The sequence below is a fragment of the Salinivibrio sp. SS3 genome (assembly GCF_001722105.1).
Lineage (GTDB): Bacteria > Pseudomonadota > Gammaproteobacteria > Enterobacterales > Vibrionaceae > Salinivibrio > Salinivibrio kushneri.
The window spans coordinates 163,831-180,531 of sequence record NZ_MEBQ01000045.1; the positions used below are offsets into that span (position 1 = coordinate 163,831).

Genomic DNA, 16,701 nt, shown 5'->3' on the forward strand with positions numbered 1-16,701 from the left:
GGTCCCTCCTTTTACTGCGCCTGAACGCGCAACTCGGTCGCGCTGCGACTTTGATGGCCTAACAGCGTGTTCACATCTGCCGCCTTGGGTTTTACCAAGTAGAAGCGGTGAACCCAATGATCGAACGCATCCAGCAGCTGTTGTGCACGATCCGAGCCGGTCAGCTCAAGATGTTGCGCAATCAATCCACGTAAATGCTCTTGATGGATAGTGAGTGTCTCAAGTGACAGTGCCTCGACCAATTCAGGATTGATATGGGCATGGAAGTCGCCCTGCTCATCCAGTACATAGGCAAAACCACCGGTCATCCCGGCGCCAAAGTTGACCCCAGTGCGACCGAGAATGGCCACTACACCCCCCGTCATGTATTCACACGCATTGTCGCCCGCGCCTTCCACGATGGCATGGACGCCAGAGTTACGCACCGCAAAGCGCTCACCGGCTTTACCCGCTGCAAACAATTTACCCCCCGTCGCACCGTATAAGCAGGTGTTACCCATGATGGTGGACTCGTGGCTGGCAAATGCTGAGCCGACAGGCGGGCGGATCACTATTTGTCCGCCGCTCATACCTTTTCCGACGTAGTCGTTGGCATCCCCGATAAGGGTGATGTTCACCCCCGCGGCATTCCATACTCCGAGAGACTGGCCGGCGGTCCCTTGCAGCTGCACATCCAGTGGGTTGGCAGCCATCCCGGTATTGCCGTAACGTTTGGCAATTGCGCCAGACAAGCTGGCACCGACTGAACGGTCGGTATTACGAACCGATTTGTAGATGCTGGCACTGTGGTTAGCGGCAATGGCTTCACCCAGTTCACCAAGTAGCGCTTGGTTCAGCTCGGCTTTATCAAATGGGGTATTCGGTTCACTGCAATACAAGGTCTTACCGGGCCATGGCGTCGGCGCATCGAGAATATGGCTCAAATCAAGCTTCAGTTGCTTGGCGGTAAAGCCATCGACGGCTTCCAGGAGGTCGGTACGGCCAATCAGGTCGGTGAGCTTTTCCACGCCCAGTTCGGCCAGTAGCTCGCGCACTTCTTCCCCTAGGCCTTTGAAGAAGTTCATCACTTGCTCGGGAAGGCCTTTGAAGTGCTCACTACGCAAGGTTTCATCCTGGGTCGCGACCCCGGTGGCACAGTTATTGAGGTGGCAAATACGAAGATATTTACAGCCAAGTGCCACCATAGGGGCAGTCCCAAAGCCAAAGCTTTCTGCGCCTAAGATAGCCGCTTTGACGATGTCTAAACCGGTTTTTAGCCCCCCATCGACTTGTAAACGGATCTTATGGCGTAAGCCGTTTTCAACCAGTGCTTGCTGGGTTTCAGCGAGACCCAACTCCCATGGGCTGCCGGCATATTTCACCGAGGTGAGCGGGCTTGCGCCTGTTCCACCGTCATACCCTGAGATAGTAATCAGGTCGGCATATGCTTTGGCGACCCCAGTGGCAATGGTGCCAACACCGGGCTCTGAGACTAGCTTGACCGACACGAGTGCTTGTGGGTTCACTTGTTTTAAATCGAAGATCAGCTGGGCCAAATCCTCAATCGAGTAAATATCATGATGCGGCGGCGGCGAAATCAAGGTCACGCCGGGGACGGAGAAACGCAGTTTAGCAATTTCTGCTGTCACCTTATGGCCAGGCAGTTGTCCGCCTTCACCCGGTTTGGCACCTTGCGCGACCTTGATTTGCAGCACATCCGCATTGGTCAGATAGTGCGGGGTGACGCCAAAGCGCCCCGATGCAATCTGTTTGATGCGTGAATTGCGCTCGCTATTGAAACGACGTGGATCTTCCCCCCCTTCGCCCGAGTTAGAGTGGCCACCAAGACGGTTCATGGCAATGGCCAGCGCTTCGTGCGCTTCCGGGCTTAAGGCACCGATAGACATCGCCGCCGAGTCAAACCGTTTGAACAGCTCCGTGGCTGGCTCTACGCGCTCGAGCGCGAGCGGTGAGGCCGCTTTTTTCAGTTGCATTAAATCGCGCAAGGTCGCCACAGGGCGCTGGTTCACGGTGTTGGCGTAGGTCTTGTAGTCCATGGTCTCGCCAGAACGCACCGCGCTTTGCAAGTTGGTGACCACATCGGGATTGTATGCGTGGTATTCGCCATCGTGGACATACTTGAGTAAACCACCGTGCTCAAGCGGTTTGCGCTTGATCCACGCTCGGCGAGATAGGTTGATCAAATCTTGTTGGAAATCATCAAAGTTGGCCCCTTGAATGCGGCTAGCCACGCCTTTAAAGCAAAGCTCAATCACATCTTGGTGCAAGCCAACCGCCTCAAACAGCTGTGAGCAACGGTAAGAGGCAATGGTTGAAATCCCCATTTTTGACATGATCTTGTAAAGGCCTTTATTGATACCATTACGGAAGTTGACCATCACATCGCGATAAGGCTTATCGACGGCACCAATATCGACCAAATTCGCCAGTGTTTCATAGGCTAAGTAAGGATAAACCGCCGTGGCACCAAACCCGAGCAACACCGCAAACTGATGCGGGTCACGGGCGCTGCCGGTTTCGATAATGATATTGGCATCACAGCGCAGGTTTTGGTTAACCAAGCGCTTTTGCACCGCACCGACGGCCATGGCGGCAGGGATCGGAAGTGTCTCTTTATTGATGCTGCGGTCAGAAAGCACCACCAAAACCGTCCCATCACGGACACAGCGCTCGGCCTGATCGCATAAATCGAGGATGGCTTGGTGAAGATCTTTCTCACTCGGATCGTAATTAATATCTAAAATGGTGTTGCGATAATAGGTATCGTCTAGCTCGAGCAGTTGCACCAGATCCGAGAACAAAAGCACCGGAGACTTAAACGCGACCCGCTCAGCGTGGCCATCGGTTTCGCAGAACACATTCATTTCACGGCCAATACAGGTGGCCAGAGACATCACGTGGTTTTCACGTAAAGGATCAATCGGTGGGTTAGTCACCTGGGCAAATTTTTGCCGGAAGTAATCGCTGACACAGCGTGGACGCGACGACAACACGGCCATGGGCGTATCATCCCCCATGGAGCCAGTGGCTTCTTGGCCAATATCGCCCAGCACTTTGACGACCTGGTCCACTTCCTCATTCGACATCCCAAACAGCTTTTGATAGGTCTTAAGCTGGGCATCTTTAAGGTTTCGGCTGCCTTCACTGGTATCAGGATCCAAGTTTTCGAATGGGGTAAGACGACGGACATGTTGATCTAACCACTCGCGATACGGATGACGGCTTTTTAGCTCATCATCGATTTCACCCGAGTGCCAAATCTTCCCTTCGCGGGTGTCGATCACTAAAAGCTCACCGGGCCCGACGCGGCCTTTTTCTGACACCTCGTCAGGCGCGTAATCCCAGATCCCAATCTCGGAGGCGAGAGTAATAAACTTATCTTTGGTGACCACATAGCGCGCTGGACGCAGGCCATTGCGATCAAGGTTACAGGCGGCATAGCGGCCGTCTGACATGACAATACCGGCTGGCCCGTCCCAAGGCTCCATATGCATGGAGTTAAAGTCGTAAAACGCACGCAGCTCATCATCCATGTCTGGATGATTTTGCCATGCGGGCGGCACCAGTAAGCGCATCGCCCGGAATAAGTCCATCCCGCCGGCGAGAAAAACTTCCATCATGTTGTCGAGGCTTGAGGAATCAGAGCCTGATTCATTCACAAACGGGGCGGCTTGATGTAAGTCAGGCAACAGAGGGGAGTTAAACTTGTATGCACGGGTACGCGCCCACTGACGGTTCCCCTCAATGGTGTTGATCTCGCCGTTGTGGGCAAGGTATCTAAAGGGTTGGGCGAGCGGCCAGCGTGGCTGGGTATTGGTACTAAAACGCTGGTGGAACAAACAAATTGATGACTCTAAGCGCAGATCCGCGAGATCGGTGTAAAAGCGTGGTAGATCCGCTGGCATACACAACCCTTTGTAAACAATGGTTTGTGTGGATAGGCTGGTGACATAAAAGTCTGCATCGTCTGCCAGGGCTTTTTCTGCACGGCGGCGCGCAATATACAGGCGTCGCTCTAAATCGCGTGCGCGCCAGCCTGCTGGACCATTAACAAACACTTGTTCAATGACAGGCTGAGACTGTTTGGCGATGTCTCCGAGTACATCTGGGTTGGTCGGTACGGTCCGCCATCCCACCACTGATAGTGTTTCAGCGTTGATTTCTTGCTCGAAGCGTTGTTTGGCTTGTTGGGCTTTTGCCGGATCGGCACTGAGAAAAATCATGCCGACCGCATACAGGCGGCTCAGCTTCCATTGGTTTTGCTCAGCAATAAGGCGGAAAAAGCGGTCGGGCTTTTGCAGCAGCAGCCCACAACCATCGCCTGTCTTGCCGTCAGAGTTGATGCCACCTCGGTGGGTCATGCGGTCAAGTGCAGCGATGGCAGTACGAACCAGCTTGTGGCTGGGCTCCCCCTCTTGATGGGCGATAAGGCCAAAACCACAGTTATCTTTTTCCAACATTGGGTTGTACAGCGACATTGCAATTCTCCCTTGCTACTGCGTTACGCGCAGTGATTGCATTTATTGTCGTGATCCTCCTGACCACTCTGAACAGCTTCGCTTTGTGACTCTGCGCTCGTTATGTTGTGATTTTTTAACGAGAAAAGTCGGTCATTTACTCCCTAACTCACTGTTTTATCGATGGATTGACAGAGAGTGCACGGGCAAAGCGCTATTCAGCGACCTTCCAAATTAACGGCAAACCTTGCAAAGGTCAAATTTTTATATGCATTCTTTATGCATAGCAATCAACGTATATCTTGATTATAAGCAGATGATATTATTGTGTTTTTTATCGAAACTCTGCCAAATAATATCTATTCGCAATTATGCTATTTTGTTAAATAATTATTAAATAAAAGGTGAATTCGAGTAGATATTCTAGCTTTGAGCAGAAATAAAGAAGGGTGCGTTATATGCCTTCTCTTTCATAGCAAAAAGCACTGTCGATTGATGTAATAAAATAACAAATGATATTCACAAAGCTGTGAACAGGACAATCACGCGTTCTATCAAAATTGTGGCAGAATACGTCGCCGGTGAGGCGTTGCGTCAATACGATCAAGGACAGTCATTAGGCAGACAGGAGTGGCATGGGGTTTTTTAGTTTTAGCTTGGTTCTAGTGTTAGGCATGTTGCTCGGTTACGGGTGGCGCGCGCGTCGATCGACATTGGCGTTATCCGATTGGCGGGTGTACATGGCTGGGTTAGACACGCCGCATGCGATTGTCGCGGCCGATGATGGTGATATCTTGTACGCCAACGCTTCTTGTGTGGCGTCTTTTTCACTGGTAGGCAGCCATAACCGCTTTAAAACCGCCAATGAAAAGCAGCAGCGAGCGGTGCGCGCCTTTATTGTGGCGCAGCGCTGGCCTCAGCCGTTTTCTAATGTTGAAGCCAAGGTAAGCGCCCCGGGCGAAAATCGGGTGCGGGTTGAGGTGACCTTATCTGGCTTGCCGATCCGCTGTTGTGGTAAGCGTGCCTGGCTTATTTCACTTTCTGCCTCTGAACCCAACACGCAATGGCACCTGCAGCAACAAGAACAAGGTGTGCTTTTAAGCGTGATTAATTCCTTGGCGGAGCTTGTCTGTTTTCAGGATGTGGAGGGCAATGTGGTAGGCACGAACGCCGCCTTTGATCGTTTCTGGCAAGGACGTGAGCAGGAGGCTGTGCTTTGGCAAGCCGGTGAACCGCTCTCTGAGCCGCGAACCGTGCGTACCTGGGCGACACAACCTCACGATGAAAGCTGCTTGTTGGAAACCAATATTACGACGCTAAAAAATGACAAGCAGGAAGTGATAGGCACATTGAGTATCAGCCATGATGTGACCAATTGGCACCAGATGCAGGAGCGGTTACAAAAAGAAGCACAACGACGTCACTCGGTTGAGCAAGTGCTGGAGCAGCGAAGTAACTTGCTCAGTGCGATTTTCCAAGCCAGTGTCGACCCTATCGGCATTTTTGATCAAGACTATTACCACCTTGCTTGCAATCAAGCGTATGCGGATGCGCTTGGCACCACCATTGACGCACTCGAGAATGCTCCCGCGCAACATGTGGTGGATCCGGAGATATTTGATCAGCACAAAGCGCGCGATAAGCAGGTGCTGGAAACGGGTGGAACCATTACCTATGAAGATGTCATTTTAACCGATTCGGGCGAGCAAACTTGGTATGAGGTGACCAAATCACGCATTCAAGATCCAGTGACCTTGGCTCCGGCTGTGCTGCTGATGGCACGAGACATTACCGAGCGGAAAGAGACACAACAACAGTTAGCCGATGCCATCATGGCACTGCAAGCTCTCAGCTTTGTTGATAGTCTCACGCAAGTGGCTAACCGACGCAGTCTTGACGAGCAATTAAGCACACTCTGGCGCTCACACGCCAGAGAGCAGACACCGCTTGCGTTTATTCTCTGCGATATTGATCATTTTAAGCTTTACAACGATCACTATGGCCACCAGCAAGGTGACTGGGCCTTACAGCAAGTGGCTAAGGCGCTCAAATCGTCCGTTCATCGCCCGATGGATATGGTTGCCCGCTATGGGGGGGAAGAATTTGCGATTGTCTTACCACAAACAGGGCTAAATGGCGCGATGGATGTGGCCGAAAGGGCGAGGCAAGCGATATTGGCGGCGAACATCGAGCACTTGGATGCGGCATCAACCCAGCAATTAACGATGAGCCTGGGGGCGGCCTGTATGATCCCAGCGCCGGAACAAGATTATGGTGACTTGGTACAATTTGCTGATCGCGCGTTATATCAAGCCAAACGACATGGCCGCAATCGTGTGAGTGTGCGGCAAGGTGCGTCTCATTCACGCCCATCAACCACGCAACGAGCCTCGGTGGCTGAATCTATTCACTTCGAACCTGGCGGTTAATAAGCCTATATGAAACAACTTAAAGTCCTTGCCCAATATTACGTCGACTTACTGGTCAAATTAGGGATTGTACGTTTTAGCATGCTACTGGCTTTAGCGCTTGTGGCGCTGGCGGTGGTGGTGCAAGTGGGGATCACCTTAGTCCTTGAGGGCACGGTTCAAAATATTGATATCATCCGCTCGGTTTTCTTTGGCCTGGTGATCACGCCGTGGGCAGTCTACTTTTTGTCGGTGGTGGTCGATCAGCTGGAAGAGTCTCGTCAGCGGTTATCAAAACTGGTCTCCAAGTTGGAAGAGATGCGCGCGCGTGATATGCGCCTCAACCGCCAACTGACCGAAAATATTGAGCAACTCAACTCGGAAATTGAAGAGCGAGAGAAAGCAGAAAGTGCGCGCCAGCAGGCGATTAAAGATCTAGAAAACGAAGTCTATCAGCGTGAAAAAGCACAGCTTGAGCTAGCAGAGCAAACCGCGTTACTACGCTCTTTTATCGATGCGTCTCCGGATTTGATTTATTACCGCAATGCTGATGGCCAGTTCTCGGGCTGTAACCGAGCGATGGAAGAGCTAACCGGTTATGACGAGAAAACACTCAAAGGGCTGACACCTTGGGACGTTTATCGCGAAGATATTGCTGAAAAAGTGGTCGAAACCGACCAGCAAGTGTTTGACGCCAATGTGTCGATAACCTATGAGCAATGGCTTGAATATCAAGACGGGCGTAAAGCCTATTTTGAATTACGCAAAGTGCCTTTCTTTGCCCGAGATGGCCGGCACCTTGGGCTGCTTGGGTTTGGGCGAGAAATTACCGAGCGTAAGCGTTACCAAGATGCACTGGAAAAAGCGAGCCGAGAAAAAACCGCGTTTATTTCCACCATTAGTCATGAATTACGCACCCCGCTTAACGGGATTGTTGGTCTAAGTCGCATGCTGCTGGAGTCAAACCTGGATGATAAGCAACGTAATTATCTGCGGACGATTTATGTCAGTGCGATCACGCTGGGCAATATTTTTAACGATATCATTGATTTAGATAAATCCGATCGCAAGCGCCTGTCTCTGCATCCCACCAGCGTGGACTTCAATGAATTTGTCACCGAAATCGACAATATTTCCGAGTTAATGGCCGAGCAAAAGGGCTTACGCTTTGAGCTTGAACGGGTCACTGAGTTGCCTGACTATGTGGCGGTTGATACCACGCGGCTGCGACAAATCCTATGGAACCTCGTCGGTAACGCGGTCAAATTTACCAAGCAAGGCTGTGTGATCGTGACAGTCAGCGCTGACGTGACAGGGGATCATGCCGACTTATGTTTCGAAGTCGAAGACAGTGGCATCGGGATCCCCGCGGATGAACAAGACAAGATTTTTGCCATGTATTACCAAGTCAAACAGGCGGGAGAAAACCTGCATGCCGTTGGTACAGGGATTGGCTTGGCGGTCTCGCGCAAATTAGCACGTTTGATGGGGGGAGATATTACCCTCGACAGTGAAGAAGGCGAGGGGAGTACCTTTACGGTCACACTCCGTGTACCACTGAGCGATCCTGGGGAAGCCGAGACCCCGGCATTGGCACCTGTGGAGAATACGCTACGCATCTTATTGGTAGAAGATATTGAACTCAATGTTACCGTTGCCACCAGTTTACTGGAAAGTCTGGGGCATCAGGTGACCGTCGCCCGTGATGGGCAATCGGCGTTAGATGTGTTCTCGCCTGACGCGTTCGATCTGGCGTTGCTCGATATTCAATTGCCCGATATGACTGGGTTTGATATCGCGGCCACTTGGCGTGAGCAGTACGTACAATTGCCTCCTTTAGTTGCACTGACTGCCAATGTTATCAATGATAAAAATAGCTATCTCGCCAACGGAATGGACGATGCGATCAGTAAACCCATTAGTGTGAGTGCACTTAATCAGGTGATTGAACAGCATGCGCTATCATCCACCACGATGACGGATGTCGAGACAGCGAGTGATCCTGTGCCCAGTCGTCCTATTGCGAATGAACAAGCAGAGCGACTGCTCGATATGGACATGCTTACCGGTTACGTGGCGTTAGTAGGGGTAGACCCTGTGAAGCAAAGCATTGAAATGTTTGAGTCAACCATGCCAGAGTACATCGCCATTCTCGACTCGAATATGACGGCAAGAGATCAAGAGGGCATTGTTTCTGAGGCGCATAAGATAAAAGGTGCCGCGGGATCAGTGGGACTCAAGCATATTCAAAAAGTGGCGCAGAAAGCACAATCCCCCGAATTACCTGCTTGGTGGGAAAACATTGCTGATTGGATTGATGAAATCAAAGATGGTTATCAGCACGATCTGGATGTGCTTAAAGCCTGGTTAGATGAGCAAGAGTAACCGGGATTGAGGTGGGTACACTCACCCGTCTAAAAAGAGAAAAGGCGCTGGGTAGGCGCCTTTTCGCTCTCTATTTGCATCCTGCGGAGCGTTCACCGCACGTTTTCAAACAGGCAAGTTATTGCTCTTCAATTTCACCGCAGAAGCGATAACCTTCACCATGGATGGTCGCAATAATTTCAGGTGTGTCATTGTGCGATTCGAAATGTTTGCGGATCCGGCGGATCGTGACATCCACGGTACGATCGTGCGGTTTTAGTTCACGGCCCGTCATTTTCTTCAGCAGCTCGGCACGCGTCTGAATTTTGCCTGGGTTTTCACAGAAGTGAAGCAGGGCACGGAACTCAGAGCGAGGCAGCTTAAAGGTTTCCCCTTCCGGGTTAATGAGCGAGCGACTATTGATGTCGAGCGTCCAGCCGTTAAAGACATACACGTCGACATTACGCTTTTCGTCGCTGTCGTTGACACTGCTCATGGCACGCGTGAGCAGGTTACGCGCACGGATGGTGAGTTCGCGTGGATTGAACGGCTTGGTAATGTAATCATCAGCACCGATTTCGAGTCCGAGGATCTTATCAACTTCATTGTCACGTCCAGTGAGGAACATCAACGCCATGTCGCCTTGTTCACGCAGCTCACGTGCGAGCAGCAAGCCGTTTTTGCCTGGCAAGTTAATATCCATGATCACTAGGTGAACATGGTGGTTAGACAGGACTTGATGCATTTCGTCGCCATCGCTGGCTTCAAACACATTGTAACCTTCCGCTTCAAAGATACTTTTCAGCGTGTTACGTGTGACCTGTTCATCTTCTACAATCAGAATTTGCGGGGTTTGCATTGGCGATACCTAATATCTAAATAGAATCCGGTTGCTCTTCACAGTCTAGACCGCCTAGCCTGTGAAAAAAATTTACAAAAATGCGAGGAGTGTCTACCGCGAACCTCGCAACTAACATATGGTACGCCATCCATAGAGAAGTGTTCGTCGATGCTAGACAACGCACCGTGAGTTCCAGCTTAAGACGGGGCGTGGCGGCGTTCGTTGACCACCAAGCCAATCACTCTGATATCCATTAATTATCGCCAATTGTATTCATTTAACAGCACGCTAACAATATATTAGGATAAGGGTTGATGATTTTTTTCATCCTTTATTGACCCCAATCAAAAGCATGTTAAGTGTCAGTTAGCGACGCGTTTTAACTTAACTTTATGAATATTCGCGCATAATTAGTCATTAAGCATAGTATGAGTCACAAGCAGGTGTAAATAATGTGTGATCCTGATAACCAGCAAGAATTGTGGAAAACTTACCAATCGATCGCGTTTCACGCCCCTCAAGCGCCAGATGCCGACGCATTTGCTATTCTTACCGCATTTAACCCGCGTAGCCAACCTTTATCTGAGAAAGAGAATCAATCGCGTAATGATCAGCTGGAAAGTGCCATGGTGCAACAAGGGATACGCTATTGGCCAATGAATGGCGGTGCGCCAGATGGGAGTTGGTATGAACCGGGTTTTGCGGTTGCTTTAGATAAGCACGAAGCGATGTTATTGGCGCAACAATGGCAGCAAAATGCTATCTATTGGGTAGAGAATGATAGCTTGTGGTTGTTGCCTGTTTTGATGGATACGTTTACACCGCAATCACTGAACGTGCGTTTTTCATCCTTGTTGACGGCCCCCACTCGCTAAATTTTCCTCACGACGAAAAAAGGAGAAAGGAATCATGGACGATAAATTGCCGGACTTATGTGATAACCACCCAGAAGCGGTGCAATGGCTACCTGTGCAGTGGCAAGACTATGGTGGCAAGCGCTGTTTTGAAGGGCGGGTGCGCACGGTACGTTGCCATCACGATAATTCCAAAGTGAAAGCGATGCTGGCAACCCGCGGTGAAGGGCAAGTGCTGGTGGTGGATGGCTCTGGTGCGATGGATAGAGCTTTGCTGGGCGATCTTATCGCGCAAAGTGCGGTAGATAATGGCTGGGCAGGGGTGGTGATTGCTGGGCCGGTTCGCGATGCGGCGACGTTAGCGACCTTGCCGATTGGCATTAAAGCCTTGGGTGTCTGCCCAATTAAAACACAAAAACGGGATCAAGGTGAGGTCGATGTGGCGTTGGCACTTGAAGGGGTATCAGTGATGGCAGGGCATTACCTATACGCCGATGCTAATGGCGTGGTGGTGTGTGCAGAGCCACTGACCGGCTAATCTGAGCCGCGAGCTAAAAGTGCAATCCAACCCCGAGTTGGTAAATCGATTCGGGGGAGTTTTCGGGACGAAACTCGACATCGAGCCCGGCATTGACATCAATCGATTCACTCAACTGGTAGCGACTGCTTACGCCCCACTGGTTGATCAGCGTATCGTCATTATCACGGCTAATTTGGCTCGAAAGGCGCAGCTTGTCGGTAAAACGGTATTCAATCCCACTTAATAACCCCTGTTGCGTGGTGTGTTGATCGTTTTCGCTTTTCAGTTGCGTGCCCATATAAACAGACACATTGCTGAGTGGGTAACGATAACCTGATTGAATGGTCCAACTGTCAAAGCCTTGTGTCGCCGATGGGATAGACTGAATAAAGAAGTGATCAGACATCCCTGTCGGCAGCGTTTGCCAAGTGAACGGATGGCCCCACGCAGGTGCTGCCACAGCTTGCAAGACGAGGGTCAACAGTCCTAATTGTTTTATACTCAAATCTTGTGCCTCATTGTTCTTTTTAGGCGTAGCGCAGTTTACGAAGATGCTGATTCGCTGCGATCAGTGTAGACAAAAAATAGAGACTGCTGCCGAATTTTGCCTCACGCCTCACGCCTCACGCCTCACGCCTCACGAAGAGGGTCGATAGACCAAGATGTCAATGTATTGACGATTCGCCATTGTATTGGCGCACAAAGACGGTAACTCTCCCGTGTGCCGTTAATACACGATGACTAAGCAACGATTAGGCCATTTTTGCTGAGAGCGTCGTATGTCCTAATCGGTTTTCTTCGCTGTAGGGGCGAACATCATGAAAATGCCCGGCCTTTACCTGGCTTTGCAGTTGCTGCCAATAACCGGCTTCGAACAGCTCTGGATGAAGTCGGTCAAACTCGTCGGCGACGGTGCGATTAACCAGTAAGAACGTGCGAAATTCTTCCGGGAACACGTCATTGTCGCCCACACTGTACCAAGGCTCTGCAGCCAGCTCATCTTCTGGGTAGCGAGGCGGCGGAATACGGCGAAAGTTCACCTCGGTGAGGTAAGAAATTTCATCATAATCATAGAAAATAACTCGGTTGTGACGACTGACGCCAAAGTTTTTAAACAGCATATCGCCAGCAAAGATATTAGCGGCGGCCAGTTCTTTAAGCGCGTCACCATATTCTTGTACGGCTTGGGTGATGGCGTCCGGCTCGGCTTGCTCGAGATAAATATTTAACGGGATCATCCGTCGTTCCATGTAGAGGTGACGAATGCGCACTTCGTTGTCGGTGACGTTGACGCAGGAGGGGGCCACCTCGAGGAGTTCGTCAATCAAGGCATCGCTAAAACGGTCTCGTGGAAAAATGAAGTTGCTATACTCTTGGGTGTCGGCCATGCGTCCTACTCGGTCGTGCTCTTTTACCAAGCGGTATTTTTCCCTGACTTGGGCGTGGGTCATTTGTTTTTGTGGCGCGAATTTGTCTTTGATGATTTTAAACACGAACCCATAGGAAGGCAGGGTAAACACTGACATCACCATCCCTTTAACCCCAGGCGCAATATCAAATAAATCATCTGAGTTATCTAGGTGGTAAAGAAATTCGCGATATAGCTCGGTTTTACCGTGTTTTTGGCAGCCGATCGCCGTGTAAAGCTCGGCGGGTGTTTTATTGGGCATCAACTGGTTAAGAAAGTCTACCAATGCCGCCGGGACAGGGGCATACACCATGAAATACGAGCGGGCAAAACCAAACACGATGCTGACATCATCACTGTCGGTAAGACACGCGTCGATGTACAGCTCCCCTTGCTCGGAAATCGCCAGCGGCAGCACTAAAGGTCGACGTTGGTTAGCCATATCGAGTCGACCGATAAGGTAAGCGCCTTTGTTGCGGAAAAAAGGCTGACGCACCATCTCGAGGGTAAAGCTCATGGTAAGCTGCGGACCAAACCGTGCTTGCAGTATTTGGGTGATACGCTTGAGATCGCCACTTTTATCCCGCCAAGGTAGGGTAAACGGCGTGCTATCGAGCATCCGCTCTAAAGTGGCGTAAATGCCTGCTTGCGATTGAAAGCGCCTTAACAAGGGAGTGGGGTATTTAGGGATCCGTCCCCCTTGGGAGCTTTGCACGAATAGCTTATCGCGGCGGATGTTGCGGTGTTCAAAGATCCGGCAATAAACCGAGTTAAAAAAGCTCTCGGCGATATCGTATCTCGGGTAGTCATCAAGCAAGGTGACGTAAGCGGCTTTGACTGCCATTAGAAAGGAGCGTGTGGCATGTTCTTTTCCCAGCATGGCACCTAGCTGCTGACTGACAAGGGCAACATGATGGTCATAGAACTGGATACGCGTTTTAAGCGCTTGTTGAACACTTTTCCAGTCTTGTTGCTCAAAGCGCTCTTGCGCACCGGAGGTGACATCGAGAAACCGGCCATACATAGCATCCGAGCCTTGTAGAATGGTATTGGCGACTAACTGAGCCATCGCTTCTTGGGTCATTCGCGCTCCTTGCGATCTGGTTGCTCCCTTGTTCAAGCTCGCAGAGTTTTGTTGAAAAAGCAATCAGGATCACTTTTTTGTTGACCTAAGCAACATGATTCGATACACCTAGAGAGAATCAAACAAAACAAATGATAAACGCAACACACATGCAACTAACGATCAGCACCCAGACCACCACAACCACCATTATTATTACTGGCACAACGTGTGTTGGTGCGGGCTGATACGCACAGAATTTCCAAAAAAGCCCGTACCTTCTCAGGTACGGGCTTTTTTTTATCGTAGAGAGAGGTTCCAAACGGATGCGAGTTTTAAAATTTGGTGGCACGTCGCTTGCCGATGCTGAGCGCTTCAGCCGCGCTGCCGATATCATTGTCAGTAACCAAGGGCAGAGCGATGTATCTGCCGTGTTATCCGCCCCCGCGAAAGTCACAAACATTCTCGTTTCTGTGGTCGATAATACGGTCAAACATGGTGAAGCGGAGTTGCCGCTTAAAGAGCTCGAGCAGCTTTTCGCCGATTTGTTCCATGGTCTTGCTGAGCGGCAGCCCAACCTTGATACCCAGCCACTTTTCGATAAATTAACGCGTAGTCTCGGCCAACTTCGTCAATATGTGCATGGCATGAGTTTGTTGGGCCTTTGTCCCGATAGCACTTATGCGCGCGTGGTCAGCAAAGGCGAGCGTTTATCAGTCGCCGCAATGCATGCGTTGCTCGAAGCGCGTGGCTATGCGGTATTTGATATCGACCCAGTGGCATACTTTGCCGCTTCCGGGAGCCATCTAAGTGCTGAAGTAGACATCGAAGCCTCATCGCAACGTTTCAAACAATCACCCGTTCCAGCTAAGCACATTGGCCTGATGCCAGGGTTTATGGCGGGAAACGAAAATGGCGAGCTGGTGACCCTTGGACGCAATGGCTCTGATTACTCGGCGGCGGTACTCGCGGCGTGTGTACGTGCCGAGTGTTGCGAGATTTGGACGGATGTCGACGGTGTTTACAACTGTGATCCTCGCCTCGTACCGGATGCGCGCTTGCTTAAATCATTGAGCTATCAAGAAGCGATGGAGCTGTCTTATTTTGGCGCCAAAGTATTGCATCCCAAAACCATTGCGCCCATCGCACGCTTCCACATCCCTTGTTTAATCAAAAATACCGCCAACCCGCAAGCCGAAGGCACCTTAATTGGCGAAGACAGTGGTGAGGATAAGCTGGCCATTAAAGGGATCACTACGTTAAGCGATCTGAGTATGGTCAACCTATCAGGCCCGGGTATGAAAGGTATGGTAGGGATGGCATCACGCGTGTTTGGTGCGATGTCATCGGCGGGGGTGTCAATTGTGTTGATTACCCAATCTTCTTCTGAATACAGCATCAGTTTTTGTATTCAAAGCCGGGACAAAGAAAAAGCCGATAAGGTGCTGAGTAACCATTTTGAGCTTGAACTGAAAGATGGTCTGCTCGAGCCTGTCGAGTTTATGGATAACTTGTCGATTGTCTCCTTGGTAGGCGATGGTATGCGCACTTCGAAAGGTGTTGCCTCTCGCTTTTTCACCTCGTTGGCGGAGGTAAACGTCAATATCGTTGCGATTGCTCAAGGTTCATCGGAGCGTGCTATCTCTGCGGTTGTTCCTTCAGAGCGGGTCTCTGAAGCGGTTAAAGCCTGTCATGAAAACTTATTTAATAGCCAACATCACTTGGATGTATTTATCGTCGGTGTCGGTGGCGTGGGCGGTGAGCTGATTGAGCAAATCCGTCGTCAGCAAGCCAAGCTCCAGCAACAAGGCATTGTGATGCGGGTCTGTGGTTTAGCGAACAGCAAAGGGATGTGGCTGAATAGCCAAGGCATTGATTTGAATAGCTGGCGCGATGAACTTCCCAACCACCTATCGACGTTTAGCCTCGCGGGGATGATCCAGCTGGTTCAGCGCAATCACATCATTAACCCTGTGTTGATCGATTGCACCGCCGATCAGCAGGTCGCCGAGCAATATGCTGATTTCTTGCGTGCAGGCTTTCACGTGATCACTCCCAACAAGAAAGCCAATACCAGTAGCATGGCTTACTATCACCAGTTGCGTCAGGCGGCCCGCGCGACTCACCGCAAATTTATGTATGAGACCACGGTGGGTGCAGGTTTACCGGTGATTGAAAATCTACAAAACTTGATTGCGGCCGGGGATGAGCTGTCACGCTTTTCTGGGATTTTATCAGGATCGCTTTCCCACATTTTCGGCAAGTTAGATGATGGCGCCAGCTTTAGCGAGGCGACCCAGGTCGCACGTGAAAACGGTTTTACCGAGCCGGATCCGCGTGACGATCTGTCGGGCATGGACGTAGCACGTAAGCTCTTGATTCTGGCACGTGAAGCCGGCATGGAACTTGAGCTTGACGATGTTGAGGTTGAACCTGCGCTTCCGCCTGGCTTTGATCAATCTGGCGATGTCGAAAGTTTCATGGCACGTTTGCCGCAAGCCGATGACTATTTTAAACAATGGTCAGAGGAAGCCGCCAAAGAAGGCAAAGTCTTGCGGTATATTGGTGGTATTGAAGACGGACGTTGCTTTGTCAAAATCCAAGCCGTATCCGATGATGATCCTATGAATAAAATCAAAGAGGGTGAGAACGCGTTGGCCTTCTATAGCCGTTATTATCAGCCGATTCCTTTGGTGCTGCGAGGCTATGGCGCGGGAACCGCCGTGACCGCGGCTGGGGTGTTTGCGGACTTAATGCGCACCCTAGGTTGGAAGTTAGGAGTCTAG

The 16,701-nt window shown here is 50.7% G+C and carries 9 protein-coding genes and 1 other annotated feature; of the genes, 5 read left to right on the forward strand and 4 right to left on the reverse strand.

Annotation, left to right across the window (positions count from 1 at the left end):
• Positions 1 to 11: 11 nt before the first annotated feature.
• Positions 12 to 4,478: a glutamate synthase large subunit gene (gene gltB, locus BGL48_RS15070; protein WP_069363420.1), complete on the reverse strand. Its 4,467-nt coding sequence runs from the start codon at positions 4,476 to 4,478 to the stop codon at positions 12 to 14.
• A 614-nt stretch (positions 4,479 to 5,092) separates the two neighbouring features.
• Here gltB and BGL48_RS15075 point away from each other — a divergent pair.
• Positions 5,093 to 6,886, forward strand: a complete 1,794-nt coding sequence (locus BGL48_RS15075; RefSeq protein ID WP_069363421.1) for a GGDEF domain-containing protein — start codon at positions 5,093 to 5,095, stop codon at positions 6,884 to 6,886.
• A 9-nt stretch (positions 6,887 to 6,895) separates the two neighbouring features.
• The gene (gene arcB / locus BGL48_RS15080; protein ID WP_069363422.1) at positions 6,896 to 9,250 is read left to right on the forward strand and encodes an aerobic respiration two-component sensor histidine kinase ArcB; all 2,355 of its coding nucleotides are present in this window, start codon (positions 6,896 to 6,898) and stop codon (positions 9,248 to 9,250) included.
• Between the two features lie 118 nt (positions 9,251 to 9,368).
• On the opposite strand, the gene arcA is transcribed toward arcB, so the two are convergent.
• A complete protein-coding gene (arcA, locus tag BGL48_RS15085; protein ID WP_069363423.1) occupies positions 9,369 to 10,088 on the reverse strand; it encodes a two-component system response regulator ArcA in 720 nt (239 codons plus the stop codon).
• A gap of 434 nt (positions 10,089 to 10,522) precedes the next feature.
• Between arcA and BGL48_RS15090 the strand changes: the two genes are divergently transcribed.
• Together BGL48_RS15090 and BGL48_RS15095 are read left to right on the forward strand one after the other, a co-directional pair.
• Positions 10,523 to 10,945, forward strand: coding sequence for a DUF3293 domain-containing protein (locus BGL48_RS15090; RefSeq protein WP_069363424.1), 423 nt, complete (start codon positions 10,523 to 10,525; stop codon positions 10,943 to 10,945).
• Positions 10,946 to 10,979: 34 nt separating this feature from the next.
• A complete protein-coding gene (locus BGL48_RS15095) occupies positions 10,980 to 11,462 on the forward strand; it encodes a putative 4-hydroxy-4-methyl-2-oxoglutarate aldolase (RefSeq protein ID WP_069363425.1) in 483 nt (160 codons plus the stop codon).
• Between the two features lie 13 nt (positions 11,463 to 11,475).
• Here BGL48_RS15095 and BGL48_RS15100 read toward each other — a convergent pair whose 3' ends face one another.
• Together BGL48_RS15100 and aceK are read right to left on the reverse strand one after the other, a co-directional pair.
• Positions 11,476 to 11,949 carry a hypothetical protein gene (locus tag BGL48_RS15100; RefSeq protein ID WP_083238621.1) on the reverse strand — a complete coding sequence of 158 codons (474 nt, stop codon included), beginning with the start codon at positions 11,947 to 11,949 and terminating at the stop codon, positions 11,476 to 11,478.
• Positions 11,950 to 12,196: 247 nt separating this feature from the next.
• On the reverse strand, positions 12,197 to 13,936 hold the full coding sequence (aceK, locus tag BGL48_RS15105; RefSeq protein WP_069363426.1) for a bifunctional isocitrate dehydrogenase kinase/phosphatase: 1,740 nt from the start codon (positions 13,934 to 13,936) through the stop codon (positions 12,197 to 12,199).
• A gap of 165 nt (positions 13,937 to 14,101) precedes the next feature.
• Positions 14,102 to 14,218 (forward strand) — a sequence feature (Thr leader region).
• On the opposite strand from aceK, the gene thrA reads away from it, so the two are divergent.
• A complete protein-coding gene (gene thrA, locus BGL48_RS15110) occupies positions 14,218 to 16,701 on the forward strand; it encodes a bifunctional aspartate kinase/homoserine dehydrogenase I (protein WP_255377424.1) in 2,484 nt (827 codons plus the stop codon). It overlaps the preceding feature by 1 nt.